At 70.5% G+C, this 19537-nt stretch carries 19 protein-coding genes and 1 pseudogene; 17 read left to right on the top strand and 3 right to left on the bottom strand.

Annotated features, from left to right (window positions below):
- Positions 1–34 precede the first annotated feature (34 nt).
- From ACYVO6_RS18855 to ACYVO6_RS18805, 11 genes are all read left to right on the top strand, one after another.
- The gene (locus ACYVO6_RS18855) at positions 35–1597 is read left to right on the top strand and encodes a glycoside hydrolase family 53 protein (RefSeq protein ID WP_461062549.1); all 1563 of its coding nucleotides are present in this window, start codon (positions 35–37) and stop codon (positions 1595–1597) included.
- Positions 1598–1756: 159 nt separating this feature from the next.
- Positions 1757–2230 (top strand): fluoride efflux transporter CrcB, encoded by a 474-nt coding sequence (crcB, locus tag ACYVO6_RS18850; RefSeq protein ID WP_461062548.1) that lies wholly within the window; start codon positions 1757–1759, stop codon positions 2228–2230.
- A complete protein-coding gene (locus ACYVO6_RS18845; RefSeq protein ID WP_461062987.1) occupies positions 2230–2610 on the top strand; it encodes a DUF190 domain-containing protein in 381 nt (126 codons plus the stop codon). The genes crcB (ACYVO6_RS18850) and ACYVO6_RS18845 overlap by 1 nt, the downstream gene beginning before the upstream one ends.
- Entirely contained in the window at positions 2607–2981 is a 375-nt protein-coding gene (gene crcB, locus ACYVO6_RS18840) for a fluoride efflux transporter CrcB (protein WP_461062547.1), read from the top strand. Before ACYVO6_RS18845 ends, crcB (ACYVO6_RS18840) begins: the two co-directional genes overlap by 4 nt.
- Before the next feature lie 71 nt (positions 2982–3052).
- A complete protein-coding gene (locus ACYVO6_RS18835) occupies positions 3053–3814 on the top strand; it encodes a FadR/GntR family transcriptional regulator (protein WP_461062546.1) in 762 nt (253 codons plus the stop codon).
- A complete protein-coding gene (locus tag ACYVO6_RS18830; protein WP_461062545.1) occupies positions 3811–5253 on the top strand; it encodes an amino acid permease in 1443 nt (480 codons plus the stop codon). Before ACYVO6_RS18835 ends, ACYVO6_RS18830 begins: the two co-directional genes overlap by 4 nt.
- The gene (locus tag ACYVO6_RS18825; RefSeq protein WP_461062544.1) at positions 5250–6278 is read left to right on the top strand and encodes an asparaginase; all 1029 of its coding nucleotides are present in this window, start codon (positions 5250–5252) and stop codon (positions 6276–6278) included. The genes ACYVO6_RS18830 and ACYVO6_RS18825 overlap by 4 nt, the downstream gene beginning before the upstream one ends.
- Positions 6279–6329: 51 nt before the next feature.
- Positions 6330–7727 (top strand): aspartate ammonia-lyase, encoded by a 1398-nt coding sequence (gene aspA, locus ACYVO6_RS18820; protein ID WP_461062543.1) that lies wholly within the window; start codon positions 6330–6332, stop codon positions 7725–7727.
- 424 nt (positions 7728–8151) lie between these two features.
- A complete protein-coding gene (locus ACYVO6_RS18815; RefSeq protein ID WP_461062542.1) occupies positions 8152–9093 on the top strand; it encodes a glutaminase in 942 nt (313 codons plus the stop codon).
- A gap of 133 nt (positions 9094–9226) precedes the next feature.
- Positions 9227–10624, top strand: a complete 1398-nt coding sequence (gene mptB, locus ACYVO6_RS18810) for a polyprenol phosphomannose-dependent alpha 1,6 mannosyltransferase MptB (RefSeq protein WP_461062985.1) — start codon at positions 9227–9229, stop codon at positions 10622–10624.
- Positions 10621–11988 carry a glycosyltransferase 87 family protein gene (locus ACYVO6_RS18805; protein WP_461062541.1) on the top strand — a complete coding sequence of 456 codons (1368 nt, stop codon included), beginning with the start codon at positions 10621–10623 and terminating at the stop codon, positions 11986–11988. Before mptB ends, ACYVO6_RS18805 begins: the two co-directional genes overlap by 4 nt.
- Positions 11989–12026: 38 nt before the next feature.
- Here ACYVO6_RS18805 and ACYVO6_RS18800 read toward each other — a convergent pair.
- The 3 genes and pseudogenes from ACYVO6_RS18800 to ACYVO6_RS18790 form a co-directional block, all read right to left on the bottom strand.
- Positions 12027–12917 (bottom strand): annotated as a pseudogene (locus ACYVO6_RS18800) (D-alanyl-D-alanine carboxypeptidase family protein); the annotation flags it as partial.
- Positions 12918–13035: 118 nt separating this feature from the next.
- On the bottom strand, positions 13036–14208 hold the full coding sequence (gene rho, locus ACYVO6_RS18795) for a transcription termination factor Rho (RefSeq protein WP_461062540.1): 1173 nt from the start codon (positions 14206–14208) through the stop codon (positions 13036–13038).
- 249 nt (positions 14209–14457) lie between these two features.
- Positions 14458–15288 (bottom strand): class I SAM-dependent methyltransferase, encoded by an 831-nt coding sequence (locus ACYVO6_RS18790; protein ID WP_461062539.1) that lies wholly within the window; start codon positions 15286–15288, stop codon positions 14458–14460.
- 148 nt (positions 15289–15436) lie between these two features.
- Here ACYVO6_RS18790 and ACYVO6_RS18785 point away from each other — a divergent pair, with 148 nt between their 5' ends.
- The 6 genes from ACYVO6_RS18785 to ACYVO6_RS18760 all read left to right on the top strand — a co-directional run.
- A complete protein-coding gene (locus tag ACYVO6_RS18785; protein WP_461062538.1) occupies positions 15437–16174 on the top strand; it encodes an SgcJ/EcaC family oxidoreductase in 738 nt (245 codons plus the stop codon).
- On the top strand, positions 16171–16512 hold the full coding sequence (locus ACYVO6_RS18780) for a YciI family protein (protein ID WP_352369364.1): 342 nt from the start codon (positions 16171–16173) through the stop codon (positions 16510–16512). Before ACYVO6_RS18785 ends, ACYVO6_RS18780 begins: the two co-directional genes overlap by 4 nt.
- Before the next feature lies 1 nt (position 16513).
- Positions 16514–17761 (top strand): RNA polymerase sigma factor, encoded by a 1248-nt coding sequence (locus tag ACYVO6_RS18775; protein ID WP_461062537.1) that lies wholly within the window; start codon positions 16514–16516, stop codon positions 17759–17761.
- A gap of 50 nt (positions 17762–17811) precedes the next feature.
- Positions 17812–17958, top strand: coding sequence for a hypothetical protein (locus ACYVO6_RS18770; RefSeq protein WP_461062536.1), 147 nt, complete (start codon positions 17812–17814; stop codon positions 17956–17958).
- Positions 17959–18047: 89 nt separating this feature from the next.
- A complete protein-coding gene (locus ACYVO6_RS18765; protein ID WP_461062535.1) occupies positions 18048–18773 on the top strand; it encodes a class I SAM-dependent methyltransferase in 726 nt (241 codons plus the stop codon).
- 43 nt (positions 18774–18816) lie between these two features.
- Positions 18817–19537, top strand: a 721-nt coding sequence (locus ACYVO6_RS18760; protein ID WP_461062534.1) for a lysostaphin resistance A-like protein, incomplete at its 3' end; no start/stop codon positions are given.

The raw sequence follows: 19537 nt of genomic DNA, 5'->3' as shown, positions 1-19537 counted from the left end.
CATACCCATCACGTCGAAGGGACGACGGACGACGATGTTCCATCCCAGACGCACACTCAAGGCCCTGCTGCTGCCGCTCGCAGCCGGACTCGCCCTCACCGCCCTGCCCGCACAGTCGGCAGTGGCGGCGAGCACGCTCCAGAACGTCGGCTTCGAGTCCGACGGCTCCGGCGTCGCCGCACCCAGCGGCTGGTCGGAGTACGGTTCCACCGGCGCCTCGTTCGTGGAGTCCGGTGGCCGCAGCGGCAGTTACCGCCTGTCGCACTACGCCTCCGCCGCGTACAAGGTGGAGACCTACCAGTACCTCTCCGGGCTGACCAACGGGAACTACAAGCTCACCGCCTGGGTACGCTCGGGCGGCGGGCAGAAGTCCGCCTACATAGCCCTCAAGAACTGCGGAGGCGCCGAGCAGCGCACCGATCTGCCGGTCTCCGGCAGCGGCTGGATCCGTATCGTCGTCCCCGTCTCGGTGACGAACAACCAGTGCACGGTCAGCATCAACTCCGATGCAAACGCGGGCAACTGGATCAACGTCGACGACCTGACGTTCACCTCGGGCACGACAAACGGCCTGGCCATCAAGGGCTCTGACGTCTCGTCACTCGCCAAGAGCGAAGCCAAGGGCGGCGTCTACAGGACCAGCTCCGGCACCGCGGGTGACGCCCTCGCCATCCTCAAGTCGAACGGGCAGAACTACGCCCGCCTCAAGGTCTGGGTGAACCCGGCCGACGGCTACAACAACAAGGCCCGCGTCCTCGCGATGGCCAAGCGCGTCAAGGCGCAGGGCATGAAGCTGCTGGTCGATTTCCACTACTCGGACACCTGGGCCGACCCCGGCGCCCAGTCCAAGCCCGCCGCCTGGTCCGGCCACTCGTACAGCCAGTTGAAGACGGACGTCTACAACCACACGTACGACGTCCTGGGCGCCCTGAAGGCGCAGGGCACCACGGCCGACATGGTGCAGGTCGGCAACGAGATCAACGGTGGCATGCTCTGGAACGAGGGCTCCACCGACAACTGGGGCCAGCTCGCCGGGCTGCTCAACTCCGGCTACGACGCGGTCAAGGCGGTCAACTCGTCCACGACCGTGGCGCTGCACCTCGCCAAGGGCGGTGACCTCGCGGGCACCCGCTGGTGGTTCGACAGCGCGCGCTCCAACGGTGTGAAGTTCGACGTCATCGGCCTGTCGTACTACGGCTACTGGCACGGCACGCTCTACGACTTCCAGACCACCCTGGACGACGCGGCGACCCGCTACGGCAAGCCGGTCTACGTCGCCGAGACGGCCTACCCGTTCCGTCTTGGCAGCGAGGACGCGCACGAGGACATCATCAACACGACCGGTGAGCTGGTGTCCGGCTACCCGGCCACGACGGCCGGGCAGACGCAGTGGATGAAGGACATCGCGAGCATCGTGGAGGCCGTCCCGAACGGCCGCGGCCTCGGCATCTTCTACTGGGAGTCCACCTGGACCGCGGTGAACGGCAACGGCTGGGACCCGACCGACCCGTCCTCGGGCAACGGCTGGGAGAACCAGGCCCTGTTCGGCTACGACGACAGGGCGCTGCCTGCGATGTCGTGGTTCAGCCACCGGTGACGCACTGACTGACCCCGGCTGATCGAAAGCCCGCCCACGCTCCACGCGTGGGCGGGCCTTTCGTCATGTACCGAGAACATCGCAGCGGAGGCGGCAGACGTCTGCCAACCACGGAGCGTTAGCCTGATCTCCTGCCACGACCAGGAGACATACGTTCACATGACAGTGCCCCACTCCGAAAAGGTGGACGGACCCGCGGAATTCGGCGCGTCCGTCCCGCGGCCTTCGGTGTGGCACGGACAGGCACCGATCGTGGCGGTGGTCGCAGCCGGTGGCGCGCTCGGCGCGACCGCCCGCTACGGCGCCTCGCTGATCTGGCCCACGCAGACGGGCGCCTTCCCCTGGACCACTCTCTGGGTCAACGCCGTCGGGTGCGCCGTGATCGGCGTCTTCATGGTCGTGATCAGCGACGTGTGGGCGGCGCACCGGCTGGTCCGCCCCTTCTTCGGCACCGGAGTCCTCGGCGGCTTCACCACCTTCTCGACGTACGCCGTCGACATCCAGAAACTGGTCGACGAGGGCCGCCCCCGGACTGGCCTCGCCTACCTCGCCGCCACCCTGGTCGCGGCGCTGGTGGCGGTGTGGCTCGCGGTGGTGGCGGCCCGCAAGGTGCTGGCATGGAGGCGGCGATGATGACGAGACTGACCGGCGAGGCCCTACGGCTGACGATCTTCATCGGTGAGAACGACACCTGGCACCACAAACCGCTGTACTCGCAGATCGTGCACCGGGCGCGCGCGGCGGGACTCGCGGGCGCGAGCGTCTTCCGGGGCATCGAGGGCTTCGGCGCGTCCTCGCTGATCCACACCTCGCGGCTGCTGTCGCTGAGCGAGGACCTGCCGGTGGCCATCGTCATCGTGGACACCGAGGAGCGCGTACGCGCCTTTCTGCCGGAGCTCGACGAGCTGGTGGGGGAGGGCCTCGTCATCCTCGACGACTGCCAGGTCATCAGGTACGTCGGCCGCGAGGAAAACCCCGCCGTAGCGGGCGGGAAAGGTAAGAAGTCGTCGTGAACTGGCTGTTGGTGATCGCCGGCGGAATGGTCGGCGCGCCTCTGCGCTACCTCACCGACCGCGCGGTGCAGTCCCGGCACGACACGGTCTTCCCCTGGGGCACCTTCACCGTGAACGTCGTCGGCTGCCTGATCCTCGGCACACTCACAGGCGCGGCTGCGGCCGGCGCGGCCTCCTCACACGTCCAGCTGCTGCTCGGCACCGGCCTGTGCGGGGCGCTCACCACGTACTCGACATTCTCGTACGAGACCCTGCGGCTGGCCGAGGACGGGGCCCGGTTCTACGCCGCCGTCAATGTGATCGCGTCCGTGGTCGCCGGGCTCGGCGCGGCATTTGTCGGGATATCGGTCGCTGAGGCTCTGTGGGCGTAGCCGGCCGGCTCACCTGCGGGCCGGTCCCGGACCCTTGACAGTCACCTCTTGTTCCCCGCAGGATCACCCCCGTGAACCTGTCAGACAGCCAGACAGGTGGCCCGGTGCCGCGTCGCGTCAGCGCGATGGAAGCGGTGCTCAGTCATCTGCGGAGTGCGATCGAGCGCGGCGAGTACGCCGTCGGGGACAAGCTGCCGTCCGAGGCGGAGCTGTGCCGGAGTCTCGAGGTCAGCCGGCCCGTGCTGCGGGAGGCGCTGCGGGCCCTGCAGACGATGGGCCTGACCGTGTCCCGTACCGGCAAGGGCACGTTCGTCGTGTCGAACGGGCCGGTCGTCGACCCCACCTTCGGCGACTACGCGGCCAGCGATCTGATCGAGGTCCGGCGCCATGTCGAGATCCCCGTCGCGGGCTACGCGGCCGCGCGCCGTACGCCCGAGGACCTCGACCATCTCGCCCACCTGCTCGACCGGATGGAGCGCGAGACCGACACCACCGCCTGGGTGGCCATGGACACGCTCTTCCATCTCGCCGTCGCGCAGGCCGCGCAGAACCCGGTCTTCCGCCGCGTCATCGAGGAGATCCGTGACGCGCTGGCCCGCCAGTCGGCGTTCCTCAACGAACTCGGCGGCCGTCGCGAGCAGTCCAACCGCGAACACCGGGCGATCGTCGAGGCGTTGATCGACGGCAGCGAGCACGACGCCACCGAAGCCATGGCCCACCACCTCGACCGCGTCGAGACAACCCTCACCGCGATCGTGCGACCCGAGGGCACCCAAAGCCCCGATCGCCCCAAGAGCACCGACACCCCCACAGAAGGCGAGCCCCCGGCGTGAGCGAGCAGTCCCTCCACGACGAGATACGGAAACCGGCCGCTCACGTCGACGCCGGAGACGCGGGGTACAGCAAGTCCCTGAAGTCCCGGCACGTCAACATGATCGCCATCGGCGGCGCCATCGGTACCGGTCTCTTCCTCGGCGCCGGCGGACGGCTCGCCGACGCGGGCCCCTCCCTCTTCATCGCCTACGCGGTCTGCGGAATCTTCGCCTTCCTCGTCGTCCGTGCCCTCGGCGAACTCGTCCTGTACCGGCCCTCCTCCGGCGCCTTCGTGTCGTACGCCCGGGAGTTCATGGGTGAGAAGGGCGCGTACACGGCGGGCTGGATGTACTTCCTGAACTGGGCCACCACCGGCATCGCCGACATCACCGCGGTCGCCACCTACACCCACTACTGGGGCATGTTCTCCGACATCCCGCAGTGGGTGATCGCGCTCATCGCGCTCGCCGTCGTGCTCACCGTGAACCTGATCTCGGTGAAGATCTTCGGTGAGCTGGAGTTCTGGTTCGCGATCATCAAGGTGGGCGCGCTGGTCGCCTTCATGCTCATCGGCATCTTCCTGCTGGTCACCCAACAGCCTGTGGACGGCACCACCCCCGGCCCCTCGCTGATCAGCGACAACGGCGGCGTGTTCCCCAACGGCCTGCTGCCGATGCTGCTGATCGTCCAGGGTGTCGTCTTCGCGTACGCCTCCGTCGAGCTGGTCGGTGTCGCGGCGGGCGAGACGGAGAACCCGGAGAAGATCATGCCGAAGGCGATCAACTCCATCATGTGGCGCGTCGGTCTCTTCTACGTCGGCTCCGTGCTGCTCCTGTCGATGCTGCTGCCGTGGTCGTCGTACAGCGCCGGTGAGAGTCCCTTCGTGACCGTGCTCTCCAACATCGGCATCCCGGCCGCGGGCGGCGTGATGAACCTGGTCGTGATGACCGCCGCCATGTCCTCGCTGAACTCCGGCCTGTACTCCACCGGCCGCATCCTGCGCTCCATGTCGATGTCCGGCTCGGCCCCGAAGTTCACCTCGGTGATGAGCCGCAGCCAGGTCCCGTACGGCGGGATCATGCTCACCAGCGCTATCTGTGTACTCGGCGTCGGGCTCAACTTCGTCGTCCCCGCCGACGCGTTCGAGATCGTGCTGAACTTCGCGGCCATCGGCATCCTCGCCACCTGGGGCATGATCATGATCTGTCACCTGATGTTCTGGCGGAAGACCCAGGACGGCGAGCTGGAGCGCCCCAGCTACCGGCTGCCGGGCTCACCCTGGACCGAGCTCGTCACGCTGTTCTTCCTCGCCTCTGTGCTGGTGCTGATGTACGCCGACGGGGGAGCGGGACGTACGACGGTGCTATGTCTGCCGCTGATCGTGGCGGCTCTGGTGGCGGGATGGTACGGCGTACGGGGCCGGGTGGCCGCCGTACGGAAGTTCGGAGCCGACGCGTGAGCCTCAACACGCTTGCCCAACACGGCAGTTCGCTCGCCGAGGCGCCCGCGGTCCGGGAGCCGCTGCACGCGCCCGTCGCCCACCTCGTACGCGGCGGTGTCATCGAGGGCATCCACTACGGCTCGGTCGTCGTGCTAGGTGCCGACGGGCGCGTGGAACTGCAGATCGGCGACATCGAGGCGGCCTTCTATCCGCGCTCGGCACTCAAGCCCGTACAGGCGGTGGCGATGCTGCGGGCCGGGCTGCCGCTCGACGGGGAGCTGCTCGCGCTGACCGCGGCCAGTCACTCCGGGGAGGAGCGGCATCTCGCCGGAACGCGGCGGATCCTGGAGCAGGCCGGGCTCCCCGAGGACGCTCTGCGCAATGTGCCGGACCTGCCCTACGACCCGGTCGTACGGGAGGCCTGGGTGCGTGAGGGGCGGCTGCCGTCGCGGCTCGCGCAGAACTGTTCCGGGAAGCACGCGGCCATGCTGTACACGGCCCACCTCAGCGGCTGGTCGCTCGACGGCTACCTCGACCCCGCGCATCCGCTCCAGCAAGCGATCGCGGAGATCGTCGAGGACCTCACCGGGCAGGCCATCGCGCACGTGTCCGTCGACGGCTGCGGGGCGCCCTTGTTCTCCATTTCGCTGCACGGCCTCGCGCGCGCCGCCGCCCGGATCACCACCGCCCCGCCCGGCACCCCCGAGGCGCGGGTGGCCGACGCGATGCGCGAGCACGCCGAGATGGCGTCCGGCTCCGGCCGCGACGTCGCCGCGCTGATGCGGGCCGTGCCGGGGCTGCTCACCAAGGACGGCTTCGAGGGCGTACACGTCGCGGCGCTGCCCGACGGGCGGGCGGTCGCCGTGAAGATCGCGGACGGGGCGGACCGGGCCCGGCTGCCCGTGGTCGCCGCCGCCCTCGCACGCTGTGGCGTCGACCCGGCCGTGCTCGCCGAGTTCGCGTCGGCGCCGTTGTTCGGGGGCGGGGAGGTGGTCGGGAGCATCCGGCCCGCCCGCGCTCTGGAACCGCTCACGCAGGCCTGATCCGCCCTCTCCGGAATCTCCAGAATCTAGAGAAAGCAGAGCCGCACTCACATGACCGTCCGCAGCGAGCACGACCTGCTCGGCGACCGTGACGTCCCCGCCGAGGCGTACTGGGGCATCCACTCCCTGCGCGCCAGGGAGAACTTCCCCATCACGGGCACCGCGATCTCCGCCTACCCGCATCTGATCGACGCCCTGGCCGCCGTCAAGGAGGCCGCCGCCCGCGCCAACGAGGAGCTCGGACTGCTGGAGCCCCGCAAGGCGGCCGCCATCGTCGAGGCCTGCCAGGAGATCCGGGACGGGAAGCTGCACGACCAGTTCGTCGTCGACGTCATCCAGGGCGGCGCCGGGACCTCGACGAACATGAACGCCAACGAGGTCGTCGCCAACCGGGCGTTGGAGCTTCTCGGCCACCCCAAGGGCGCGTACGAGTTCCTGCACCCGAACGAGGACGTCAACCTCGGCCAGTCGACCAACGACGTCTACCCGACCGCCGTCAACATCGCCACCATCTTCGCGGTGCGCGGGCTGCTCCAGGCGATGGCGGTCCTGCAGGACACCTTCGCCGCCAAGGCCGTCGAGTTCCGTGACGTGCTGAAGATGGGGCGTACGCAGTTGCAGGACGCGGTGCCGATGACGCTCGGTCAGGAGTTCTCGGCGTACGCGGTGATGCTGGACGAGGACCGCAGCCGGCTCGCCGAGGCGGTCGAGCTGATCCACGAGATCAACCTGGGCGCGACCGCGATCGGCACCGGGCTCAATGCGCCCGCCGGATACGCCGAGGCCGCGCGCCGGCATCTCGCGGAGATCACCGGGCTGCCGCTGGTCACCGCCGCCAACCTGGTCGAGGCCACGCAGGACTGCGGGGCCTTCGTGCAGATGTCCGGGGTGCTGAAGCGGATCGCGGTGAAGCTGTCGAAGAGCTGCAACGACCTGCGGCTGCTGTCGTCCGGGCCGCGCGCGGGGCTGAACGAGATCAACCTGCCGCCGGTGCAGGCCGGTTCGAGCATCATGCCCGGCAAGGTCAACCCGGTGATCCCCGAGGTCGTCAACCAGGTCGCCTTCGAGGTGATCGGCAACGACGTCACCATCACGATGGCCGCGGAGGCGGGACAGCTTCAGCTCAACGCCTTCGAGCCGGTCATCCTGCACGCTCTGTCGGAGAGCATCACGCATCTGCGCGCCGCCTGCCTGACGCTCGCCGAGCGCTGCGTCGCCGGGATCACGGCCAACGAGGACGTGCTGCGCGAGGCCGTCGAGAACTCCATCGGCCTGGTCACCGCGCTCAACCCGTACATCGGGTACGAGGCGGCCACCGGCATTGCGAAGGAGGCCCTCGCCACGGGGCGCGGAGTTGCCGAACTCGTCCTGGAAAAGGGGCTGTTGCCCCCCGACCGGCTTGCCGCGCTGCTGCGGCCGGAGGTGCTGGCGGGGTCCCAGGCGGGCTGAAAGCGTGTGTGGTCGGGTGCGGGAGGGTTTCTTTCCCCAGCCCCGCCCCTTCCCGAAACTGGGGGCTGCGCCCCCAGGCCCCCCCGCAAGGGGGTGGGGGGTGACACGTCGTGTCGCGGCTGCGGGTCCGTCGTGGCTGGTCGCGCAGTTCCCCGCGCCCCTGAAGGGGCGCTCCCGGAACCGCCCGCCACCATGCTCACCAGCCACGACGAACCCCGCAGCCTCCCCCCGGCGGGAGGGGCCGTGGGCCGGTGCGTCGTATGCCCGTCGCGTAGGTTCGGTCTCGGAGAACCAGGGCCTTGTACCAGGCCAGGGTCGTACGCCCGGCCTGCGACGGGCTGACGCACCGGCCCACGGCCCCGACCCACCCACGCACCCCAAGGGGCGCGGGGGACGGCGCGAGCAACCACCCACAACCGGCAGAATGGTGATCATGGCAATGTCCACGTCGTCGCCGGCCTTCCAGCCGGTCCTCCACCGCATCGCCGCCGAGATCGAAAACATGCCCGCACGTGGTCGGCCCGCCGACTACATCCCGGCGCTCGCGGCATGCGACCCGCGTCGGTTCGGCATGGCCGTCGCGGAGTTGGACGGCACGGTGCACGGCGTGGGGGACTGGCGGCAGCCGTTCTCCGCGCAGTCCCTCACCAAGGTCTTCACCCTCGCCCTCGTCCTGGCGGGCGGAGGCGACGCCCTGTGGGAGCACGTCGGACGCGAGCCCTCCGGCAATCCCTTCAACTCGCTGGTGCAGCTGGAGTACGAGAACGGCATCCCGCGCAATCCCTTCATCAACGCGGGCGCCCTCGTCGTCACCGACCGCCTCCACACCCAGACCGACGACGCGGCCGGCACCCTCCTCGACTTCCTGCGCGCGGAGAGCGGCAACGCGCAGCTTGCCATCAACAAGGACGTCGCCGCCTCCGAGGCCGCCCACGGCGACCGCAACGCCGCGCTCGGCCACTTCATGGCGTCGTACGGAAACATCGGCAACCCGGTCCCGGTGCTCCTGGACCAGTACTTCCGGCAGTGCTCCATCGAGGCGTCCTGCGCCGACCTCGCCCTCGCCACCGGATTCCTCGCCCGCCCCGGCATACGCGCCGACGGCACACGCCTGCTGACTCGCAGTCAGGCCAAGCAGGTCAACGCGGTCATGCTGACCTGCGGCACGTATGACGCCGCGGGCGAGTTCGCGTACCGGGTCGGCCTGCCCGGCAAGAGCGGCGTCGGCGGCGGCATCATCGCCGTCGTCCCCGGCCGCTGCACGCTGTGCGTGTGGAGCCCGGGCCTGGACGAACGGGGGAACTCGGTGGCGGGCGTCGCGGCGCTTGAGCGTTTCACGACGCTGACGGGATTGTCCGTGTTCTGAGGCGGTTGTTCTCAGGTGGATTTGAGGGGTGGTTGCCGTTCGGTCAGACGGCGGTCACACGGCGGCTGCCGATCAGAGAGACGCGTGTCGCCTTCCGGCCACTCGGCGTTGACACGCTTCCCGAGTGTTGGCCATGGGTTTCTCCGTCGATCTGCGTCGCTGTCAGTTGCTCGGACTCGCGGGTTCGGGCTTTCTCGCGGCGGGGGGTGAGACGGCCGGGGCCCTGCCGGTGCGGGAGCTGCTGGCCCCGGCCTCGGCGCGGGCGGCGCTCGGCCTGGTCGGTGTGTACTTCGGGGTGGTGCTGCTGATCGCCGCCTGGGCCCTGCTGGGGCGGGTGATCCGGCGGCCCGAACCGCCGACTCCGCGCGCCCTGTTGGTGGTTCTGGGAGTGTGGGCGGCGCCGTTACTGCTCGCACCGCCGCTGTTCAGCCGGGACGTGTACAGCTACCTCGCGCAGGGCGCCATGGTCGACGCGCACATCGACGTCTACACCCACGGCCCCGCACGGCTCGGCGGGCCGCTCGCCGACGAGGTGGCGCCCGTGTGGCAGCACACCGCGACGCCGTACGGTCCCGCCTTTCTCGCCGTCGCCTCCGCGCTCTCCGGGCTGACGCGGGGCGAAGTACCGGCCGGGCTGTTCGGGATGCGGGTGGTCGCAGTGCTCGGCGTGGCGCTGATGGCCGCCGCCCTGCCGAGGCTCGCCCGGCACAGCGGCGCCGACCCGGCTGCCGCGCTGTGGCTCGGCGCGCTCAACCCGCTTGTGCTGCTGCATCTCGTCGCCGGCGCGCACAACGACGCCATCATGCTCGGGCTGCTCGGCATCGGGCTGGTGGCCGCGCTCGGCCGGTGGCCCGTCCTCGGCGCCGTGCTCGTCACGCTCGCCGCCCTGGTCAAGGTCCCCGCCGTACTGGGCCTCGCAGCCGTCGTAGCTCTCCAAGTACGCGCGGGGCGAAGCCTGTTGAAGGCCACGGTGACCACGGCGACCGCCGCGCTCGCCACCACCGTCGCCGCAACCGCCGTCGCCGGTACGGGATACGGCTGGATCAGCGCGCTCAAGACGCCCATCTCACCGCACAACTGGTCGCCCACCAGCGTCCTCGGCCGCGCGACAGGCTCCCTGCTGGAGGACCTGGGCAGCGACCTCGCGCCCCTCGCCCTGCCCGCCTGGCACGCCCTCGGACTCGTGGTCACCGTCGTCGTCATTCTCGCCATATGGCTGCGCCGCCCCCGGCTCAGTCCCGTCTACGCACTCGGCCTCAGCCTGGCGACGGTGGCCGTTCTCGGTCCGGCGATCCGGCCCTGGTACGCCCTGTGGGGCCTGTTCCTCATCGCCGCGGCGGCACCCAGCACGTCGGTACGCCACCGGGTCGCCGCCGTGACCGGAGTGCTCGCACTCGGCGTCCTGCCCAGCGGCAGCCCGCCGGACCTCGAACAGCTGGTCCTGGCCGTGTCGGGCGGCGTGCTCGCGGTGGTCGTGCTCTGGCAGGCCCACCAGACGGCGAACGCGCCGGTCCTGGAGCGGACCGCATGAGGCTTCCGCGTACGGAACGGGGGCGGCTCGCCTTCGTACTGGTCCTCGTCGCCGCCGTGACGCTGTTCACCGCGACCGTGCCGCTCCTGCGCGGCTGGTTCGACCTGCGGGTGTACCACGGGGCCATCGACGCCTGGATCCATCACGGCGGCCGTATCTACGACTACCACGTGCCGGGGACGACGTACGGCTTCACCTACCCGCCCTTCGCGGCGGTCAGCATGGTGCCGATGGCGCTCCTCGGACTGCACGCCGCGATCGCTGTCGGACTGCTCCTCAACCTCGCGGCGACGGCCGTGGTCCTCGGCATTCTGGCGCCGCGCGAGCTGCGCCGGCACGGCTGGTTCGGCTTCGCCCTGGTTCTCTGCGTGCTGGCCATGTTCGAACCCGCCCGTGACACCTTCAGCTTCGGCCAGGTCAACCTTCTGCTGCTGGCCCTTGTCCTCGGCGACGCCTGGCTGCTGTCCACGGGGCGGGGCCGCTGGGCGGGCGTGGGCATCGGACTCGCTGCCGCGATCAAGCTCACGCCCGCGATCTTCATCGTTCTGCTGCTGCTCGCCCGGCGCCCCCGCGCCGCCGCGGTCGCGGCGGCCGTCGCCGCGAGCGCCACCGCCCTCGCGGCCTGGGCGGCACCGGAGCCCTCCCGCTTCTACTGGACCGAGGCCGTCTGGGACACGACCCGCATCGGCCGCCTCGACTACGTGTCCAACCAGTCCCTGCAAGGCGTACTGGCCCGGCTCGCCGACCCCGCCGAACCGAGCCGCATCGCCTGGGCGTTGGCCGCTCTCGCCGTCCTCGGCGTCTGGGCCTGGCGCGCCCACCGGGCCATCGCCGCCGACGACCTGATGGGCGCCTTCGCCCTGACCGGGCTCGTCGCCTGCCTGGTCAGCCCGATCACCTGGGTGCACCATCTCGTGTGGCTGCTGCCGTCCTTCGCGATCCTCGTCGAGGCGGGGCTGAGGCGCCGGCGGCTGCTGTGGGCCGCGGGCGTGTCGTACATGCTGTTGTGCAGCAGCGTGGTGTGGCTGTGGTTCGACGACGCGTCCGGCGCCGACGGCTTCCTCGGCAGCAACATCTACGTGTGGATCACGCTCGGTCTGCTGCTCGGACTGCCCGTCGGTCAGACGCGCGTGAACCATCTGCCGCGCAGCACCACGGCCACGACTCCCGCACCCAGACAGGCCGCCCCCGAGATCGCCCCCGCATCCGCCCACCGGTCGGAGCCGCCGGCGACCACCATGGCCGCGGGCAACGGCGCAGGGCCCGCCTGCGGCACGGCACGCGAGGGCACCAGCGAGCCCACCGGCTCGACACGCCCGGCGGTTCCGAACCCCCAGTCGAGCAGCGAGCGAGCCTCTTCGTAGACGGCGAAAGGGCCGCCCGCCCGAGGATCCATCACCGTCACGACGAGGGTGCGCCCGCCCCGGCGCGCCGCGGCGACGAGTGTGTTGCCCGCCTTGGAGGTGTAACCGTTCTTGACGCCGACGAGCCCTCGGTAGGGCTCGACTCCGTCGGCTCCGGTCAGCAGCCGGTTGGTGTTCTGGATGTCGTACGACCAGCCCTTGCCCGGGAATCTGGCCGTCACCGTGGCGCAGTACCGCGCGAACTCCGCGTTGCGCAGCCCGGCCCGCCCGAAGACCGCCAGGTCGTACGCGGACGACACCTGGCCCGGCGTGTCGTACCCGTCGGGCGAGACAACCCGCGTGTCGCGGGCGCCGAGCGCGCGGGCCTTGGCCTGCATCTGGGCGGCCGTGGCACGCCAGCCGCCGTTCATCTCGGCCAGGACACGCACGGCGTCGTTGCCCGAGTTGAGGAAGACCCCGCGCCACAGGTCGGAGGCGCGGTAGGTGTGCCCCGGCTCGACGCCGACCAGGCTGCTGCCGTCCCCGACCCCCTTCAACTCCCGCTCCGTGACGGTGTGTTGGACCGCCGCGGGCAGCCCCGGCAGCACGGTCACCGCGAAGAGAGCCTTCAAGGTGCTCGCAGGCGGCAGCTTGAGGTGCGCGTTGTGTGCGGCCAGCACCTCACCGGTGCCCGCGTCGGCCACCAGCCACGACCGGGCGGAGAGGCCGTAGGGCACCTTGGGCGCTCCGCCCCTGAGCCGTACCTGCGTCCCGGACCGGTGCAGCCCTGTCGGCCGCGAGGCGACGGGGCTCGGCTCGACCCTGGTGGGTTTGGCGGAGACGTCGGCCCCTGTACGTGCCACGGCAGGGCTCGGCGCGCAGGTCAGCACGCCGACCACACAGGCAGCGGAGCAGCAAACGGCGACGCGGTAAGAGAATCCGATGGTCATTCCGCAAACGTAGGAACGCCCAGGTCGCATCCTCGGCTATCAGGGCCGAGCCACGGCATCGAGCACCCGGATGCCGCAGCGGCTCATCGAGCATCGGGCACTGCCATGCGGCAGAGGCTCACCGACCGCCGGGCACGGTTGGCTGGACCTGCCGCAGAAACGTGGCGTTGTCCGGTGTCTCCCGCATCCTCTCCAGCAGGGTTTCGAGCCCCGCCTGCGTGTCCCCGCGGGAGTGCAGGGCGCGCCGCAGCCCTCGTACCGCCGCCAACTCGCTTGCGGGAACCAGGAGTTCCTCACGGCGGGTACCGGACGGGGTGATGTCGACGGCCGGAAAGATCCGCCTGGACGCGAGCGTGCGGTCAAGGCGCAGCTCCATGTTGCCGGTGCCCTTGAGCTCCTCGAAGTAGAAGTCGTCGGCACGCGAGCCCGTCTCCACCAGGGCCGTGGCGAGGATCGTGAGCGAGCCGCCCTCCTCGGCGAGGCGCGCGGCGCCGAAGAGCCGCTTGGGTCCGTGGAGCGCGGCGGCGTCGACACCGCCGCTGAGGGTGCGGCCACCGGCGGCGGCAGCGTTGTTGTGCGCCCTGCACAGCCGGGTCAGCGAGTCCAGAAGGATCACGACGTCCTGGCCTGCCTCGACGAGCCGCTTGGCCCGCTCCACGGCCAGCTCAGCGAGCGCGATGTGCTGCTTCGGCCCCCGGTCGAAGGTCGAGGCCAGCACCTCACCGCGTACGGAACGCCGCATGTCGGTGACCTCCTCGGGGCGCTCGTCGAGCAGCACCACCATCAGATGGCACTCGGAATGGTTGCCGGCCACGGCGGCGGCCAGCTGCTGGAGCAGTACCGTCTTGCCGGTCTTCGGCGGGGCGACGATCAGGCCGCGCTGACCCTTGCCGACCGGCGAGACCAGGTCGATGACCCGGGTCGTCAGACCGCCCGCCGGGTGTTCGAGCCGCAGCCGCTCGCGCGGGTGCAGCGGGGTGAGGTCACGGAAATGCGGGCGAGAGCGTAGCTCTTCGGGCCTGCGGCCGTTGACCCGCTCGATCCCGGTGAGGGCGCGCTGCTTGCCGCGTACGCCTTCGACGAGGTCGCCCTTGCGCAGGCCGTACCGGCGGATCAGCGCGGGGGAGACCTGGAGGTCGGTGGACTCGGGCAGGCAGCTTGCGGTGCGCAGATGGCCCTGCCCGTTGGAGGTGATGTCGAGTACGCCGGTGGCCTGCTCCTGCGTGTGCGAAGTGGGCGGGCGTTCGAGTGTGGTGGTCATGTGGGTGGGTCCTTTCGCGGACGAATTCATGAGGTCATGAAGGGGGAGAGGCCGAATGACAGGGCGGCATGGTCACGCCCTGGTACGGCGGAGACATCACCTCTCGTGCGGTGGGCGGAACGCCCATGGCCGTACGTGAAGAAGAGAGGTGGTGCTGAGAAGCTGCTTCGCCGGTCGGGAAGAGACGGGCGGATCAGCTGACTGAGATGAGACCAGCACCGGCGCCCGAGAAGGGGCGTACACAGGTGCTAGAACAACCGTAGCACAGGGGGATTTTGATCAGCGGCGGGCGAGGAGCCCGTACAGGAGCGGGATGCGCGGGGAACTGTCCGGCAGGCGCCACCAGCCGGAGGGGGTACGGCTCATCTCGGGCCAGCGGGGCCACGGCAGTTCGTCGCTCTCCCGCAGCCGCTCGATCCGCAGACCGGCTCCGACCAGGGCGCCCACGACCTCGCCGAGGCCGTGCATCCACTCGTAGCTGTCGGTCGCGCCCTCCACGGGCGGGCCGTCCGTGTACGTGTACCTGCCGCTGCGGTGCACGGCCGTCCCGCGCCCCAAGTAGTCGTGACGCAGCAGGAGTTCGGAACCCTCGCCCTCGGCGGGCTTGGGGCCCAGGGAGTTGAGGAGGGGATGGAACTCGGCGATGTACAACCGGCCTTCCGGACGCAGGAGTTGGGCGACCGTCGCTGCCCAGCGGTCCAGGTCGGGCAGATAGCACAGAGCGCCCTTGCCGGTGTAGACGATGTCGAACCGCCGCCCGCCGAGGGCCTCGACGGCGTCGTACACATTGGCCCGTACGTACTCGACGTCGGCGCCCGCCCGCCCGGCGATGTCGGCCGCGGCCTTGACCGATGCCTCGGAGATGTCGAGGCCCACCGCCCGGGCGCCGCGCCCGGCGAAGGCGATCGTCTCGGTGCCGAGGTGGCACTGGAGGTGGAGCACGTCGCGGTCGGCGAGTTCGCCGAGGTCCTCCCACTCCCAGGCGGCGAACCAGCGCTCCGGGTCGAGGGAGGTGTCGAGGCCGTAGAACCGGCTGGCGAGGTGGACGGGGGTACGGGCGTCCCAGTTGGCCTGGTTGGCGCGCATCATCCGCTCGTGCTCGTCGGTCATGGTCCTATCCAACCGTGGACGGGCGCCGGGCGGGAAGGACTCTCGGATGTGGCTGCCGTCCGGCAAGGCAATCATGGGGAGGTGTCGATCCGGCGCCGGCCCGTTCGTCGGTGAGGTGTCAGAACCTCATGAATACCGGGGAGGAATCATGAAGTACATGCTGCTGGTCTGCGGTGACGACACCGCCGACGCCTCCGGCATGGCACCCGTCGAACCATGGGTCGAGGAGCTGAGCGCCCAGAAGGGCGTGCGGCTGCACGGCCACCGGCTGCGGCTTCCCGCCGAGGCGGTCACCGTACGGGTGCGCGGCGGTGAAGTGCTGCGCACGGACGGGCCGTTCGCGGAGACGAAGGAGTACGTCGCCGGGTACGACATCCTTGAGTGCGACACCATGGAGGAGGCCATCGAGGCGGCCGCGAAGCACCCCGTGGCGACCATCGGGGCCATGGAGGTGCGCGCGTTCTGGGAGGACGAGGACGCCGAAGGAGAGATCCGCCGCCTCGACAACGAGATGACGCGGGCCACGCGCGAGCGGGACATCGATCGGATGGCGGCCTTGTACGCGCCCGACGTCGAGGTCTTCCACCCCATGACCGGCCTGGAGCAGCGCGGGATCGACGCCTTCCGCAAGGCCCAGGAGTGGTGGTTCTCCACCGTGACCGGACCCGTGAGCCGTGATGTGCTCGACCTCCGTGTCCGGGTGGACGAGAGCGTCGCGTTCAGTCACGCGCTCGTCCGGATGCGCGCCACGCTGACCACAGGGGAGCCGCTGGACAGCACGGTACGGGTGACCACCGGCTACCGCGCCGCGGGCGACCGCTGGCTGATCGTCCACCAGCACCTGTCGGTCCCGTTCGACGCAGGCGTAGAGGAGACCCGGTCATGAAGTACGTGATGTTCATCTGCACCCCGGTCGGCGGCCCGGAGCTCAGTCCCGAGGAGCTCGCCGAGCACCCGGACTTCACCTCGTACATCGACGAGGTGCGCTCCAGTGGTGTGGTGAAGGGCGGCGCGCGGCTGCGACCGTCCACCGACGCCACCACCGTGCGCGTCCAGGGCGACGAAGTGCTGCTCAGCGACGGGCCGTTCGTGGAGTCCAAGGAGTACGTCGCGGGCTTCGACATCATCGAGGTCGCCGACCTCGACGAGGCCATCGCGCTCGCCTCCAAGCATCCCGCCGCACTCGGCGGCGGCTCCGTCGAGGTGCGGCCGGTCTGGGAGTGAAGTGAACGATGTCGAGGAGGCGGTGGCCGCCGCCTTCCGTGAGGAATGGGGCCAGGTCGTCGCCACCCTGATCAGGGTGACCGGTGACTGGGACCTCGCCGAGGAATGCGCGCAGGACGCCTTCGCGCAGGCCCTGGACCGGTGGCGGCGCGACGGAGTCCCGCGCCGCCCCGGCGCCTGGCTGACCACGACCGCCCGCAACCGCGCCCTGGACGTGCTGCGCCGGGAGGCGGTCGGAGCGGCGAAACTGCGGGAGGTGGCGGTGCTGGCGCGGGACGACGGGCCGTACGACCCGGACGACGAGGACGACAGCGGGGTGACGGACGACCGGCTGCGGCTGATCTTCACCTGCTGCCATCCCGCACTGCCCATCGAGGCCCGGGTCGCCCTGACCCTGCGTACCCTCGCGGGGTTGACCACCCCCGAGATCGCCCGGGCCTTCCTCGTACCCGAGGCGACCATGGCGCAACGCCTGGTGCGGGCCAAGCGGAAGATCCGTAACGCCGGAATTCCGTACCGCGTGCCGCCCGCCCACCTGCTGCCCGAGCGCACGACGGGTGTACTCGGCGTCGTGTACCTGCTGTTCAACGAGGGGTACGCCGCCACGTCCGGCGCCGATCTGGTGCGTACGAACCTGTGCGCGGAGGCCATCCGCCTCGCCCGCGTACTGGCCCGGCTCATGCCCGACGAGCCCGAGGCACTCGGCCTGCTCGCGCTGCTGCTCCTGCACGACGCCCGGCGCGGCACACGCGTGGACGCGGCGGGCGAACTGGTGACGCTGGAGGACCAGGACCGTACGGCATGGGACCGCGCCGCGATCGACGAGGGCGCCGCCCTGCTGGAGACCGCCCTGCGCCGCGGCCGGCCAGGGCCGTACCAGATCCAGGCCGCCATCGCCGCCTGCCACACCACCGCCGCCACGGCAGAGGAGACCGACTGGGCCGATATCGCCGCGCTGTACGGGGAGTTGAGGCGCTTCGTGCCCTCCGCGGTGGTGGAACTGAACCGTGCGGTGGCGGTCGGCATGGCCGAGGGACCGGAGACGGGGCTGGCCCTGCTGGCCGAACTGGAGAAGGCGGGCGACTTGGCCGGGTACCACCTGCTGCCCGCCACCCGTGCGGATCTCCTGCGGCGCATGGGGCGGACGGCGGAGGCGGCCGAGGCGTACGCGCGTGCGCTGGAACTGGTGGAGAACGACGCCGAGCGGCGATTTCTCGAGAAACGGCTCGCGGAGAGTCGATCGGCGTAGGGGGTGTTCGTCGGTGGGGTGAAAGCACCCACACGACACTGGAGGATCCCATGACCGCCACCGTTCCCACCCGCCGTACCAAGAAGATTCGCTCGCTCCTCCACCTGCGCCGTCGCCCCCTGCCGCCCGGTGCACCGGGCGGCAAAGGGCCGGTCGAGCCCGACATCTGGCTCGCGGGCCTCCGCCTGGGGAGCTGAGGGCTTCAGCCAAGCGCGCTGTGGTTCACAAAGGGGCGACAGGCCCTTTGTGAACCACAGCGCGCTCGTGCCTGGCTAAGCTGACCTCGATGTTCACCCCGCAGGGCCCCACGTTCCGCGAGCTCGCCGTTCAGGCGCTGTCGTCCGTCGAGCACGGCTACGACCTGCTCGCGCCGAAGTTCGACCACACCCCGTTCCGTACGCCGGACCCGGTCCTGCGCTCCGTCGCGCGGGCGCTGGAGCGGATAGGACCGTTCGACAGCGGGCTCGATCTGTGCTGCGGCACCGGCGCGGGCATCGACGTGCTGCGCACGGTGTGCCGGGAGCGGATCACCGGCGTCGACATCAGCGCGGGCATGCTCGCCGTGGCCCGCGAACGGACGCGTCCCGCCAGGCCTCCGGTCGCCTGGGTACGCGGCGACGCCCGCGCCCTGCCATTCGGCCCGGCCTTCGACCTGGTGGTGAGCTTCGGGGCATTCGGCCATTTCCTGCCGCGCGAACTGCCGGGCCTGTTCTCCCAGGTGCACTCGGTGCTCCGGCCCGGCGGACGGTTCGCCTTCCCCGTCGTGGCCCCGGCCCGCCCGAGCTCTCCCGGCTACTGGGCCCTGCTCGCCTTCGACACGGCGATGCGCGTACGCAACGCGGTGTGGCGCCCCCCGTTCGTCATGTACTACCGCGCCTTCCGCCTCAGCGACGTACGCCGCGAACTGATCCGCGCCGGCTTCGTCGTGGACCTGCACACACTCCCCGAGTTCGGCAGCAGGGACGACGGCAGCCCGCGCTGCCGGATGGTGGTGGCGACGCGTCAGGGGTAGCCGACGCCTTGAGGACCGATGCTTCACATCGAGGGCGACTGAGGTGACAGAGCTTTCGCAGCGCAGGCACAGCGGCCGGACGTCCACCGCGACAGCGCTCGTGGGCGCCGTCACGCTGCTGGTGCTCACAAACCTGGTCAACAACCGGTGGGCGCCGTCCTGGATCGTGCTCACCTCCGCGATCGCCTCCGCCGCGCTGATCGCGATCACGTTCCGGGCCGGTGGCGGCTGGGCCGACCTCGGACTCTCCCGGGACACGCTGGGCCGCGGACTGCGCTGGGCGCTCGCCCTGGTCGGGATCGTCGCGGCGGTGTACCTGTGTGCGGCGGCGCTGCCCGTCACCCGCGGGCTGTTCGAGGACGAGAGGGCAAGCGGACTGAGCGGCGCGGAGGTCGTCGCCCGGGTGCTGATCAAGGTGCCGATCGGCACGGTGCTGCTGGAAGAGGTCGCCTTCCGCGGGACGCTCTACGGACTCGTGCTGCGCGCCCGCGGCGCCGTCGCGGCCACCGTGTTCTCCTCCGTGCTGTTCGGTCTCTGGCACATCCTCCCGTCGCTCCATCTCACCGACTCCAACCAGGCCGTGGGCTCGCTCTTCGGGCATACGGCCCTCGGCACCGTCCTGGCCACCCTCGGCGCCGTACTCCTCACCGCCGCGGCAGGCTGCCTCTTCTGCTACCTGCGACACCGCACCGGCAGCCTGCTCGCCCCCATGGGACTCCACTGGGCGACCAACGCACTCGGCTACGTGTTCAGCTCCGCGCTGG

It is taken from the genome of Streptomyces pseudoechinosporeus, from assembly GCF_054783935.1.
Note: the sequence above shows the minus strand (reverse complement) of the source record. Positions and strands in the feature narration are given on the sequence as shown.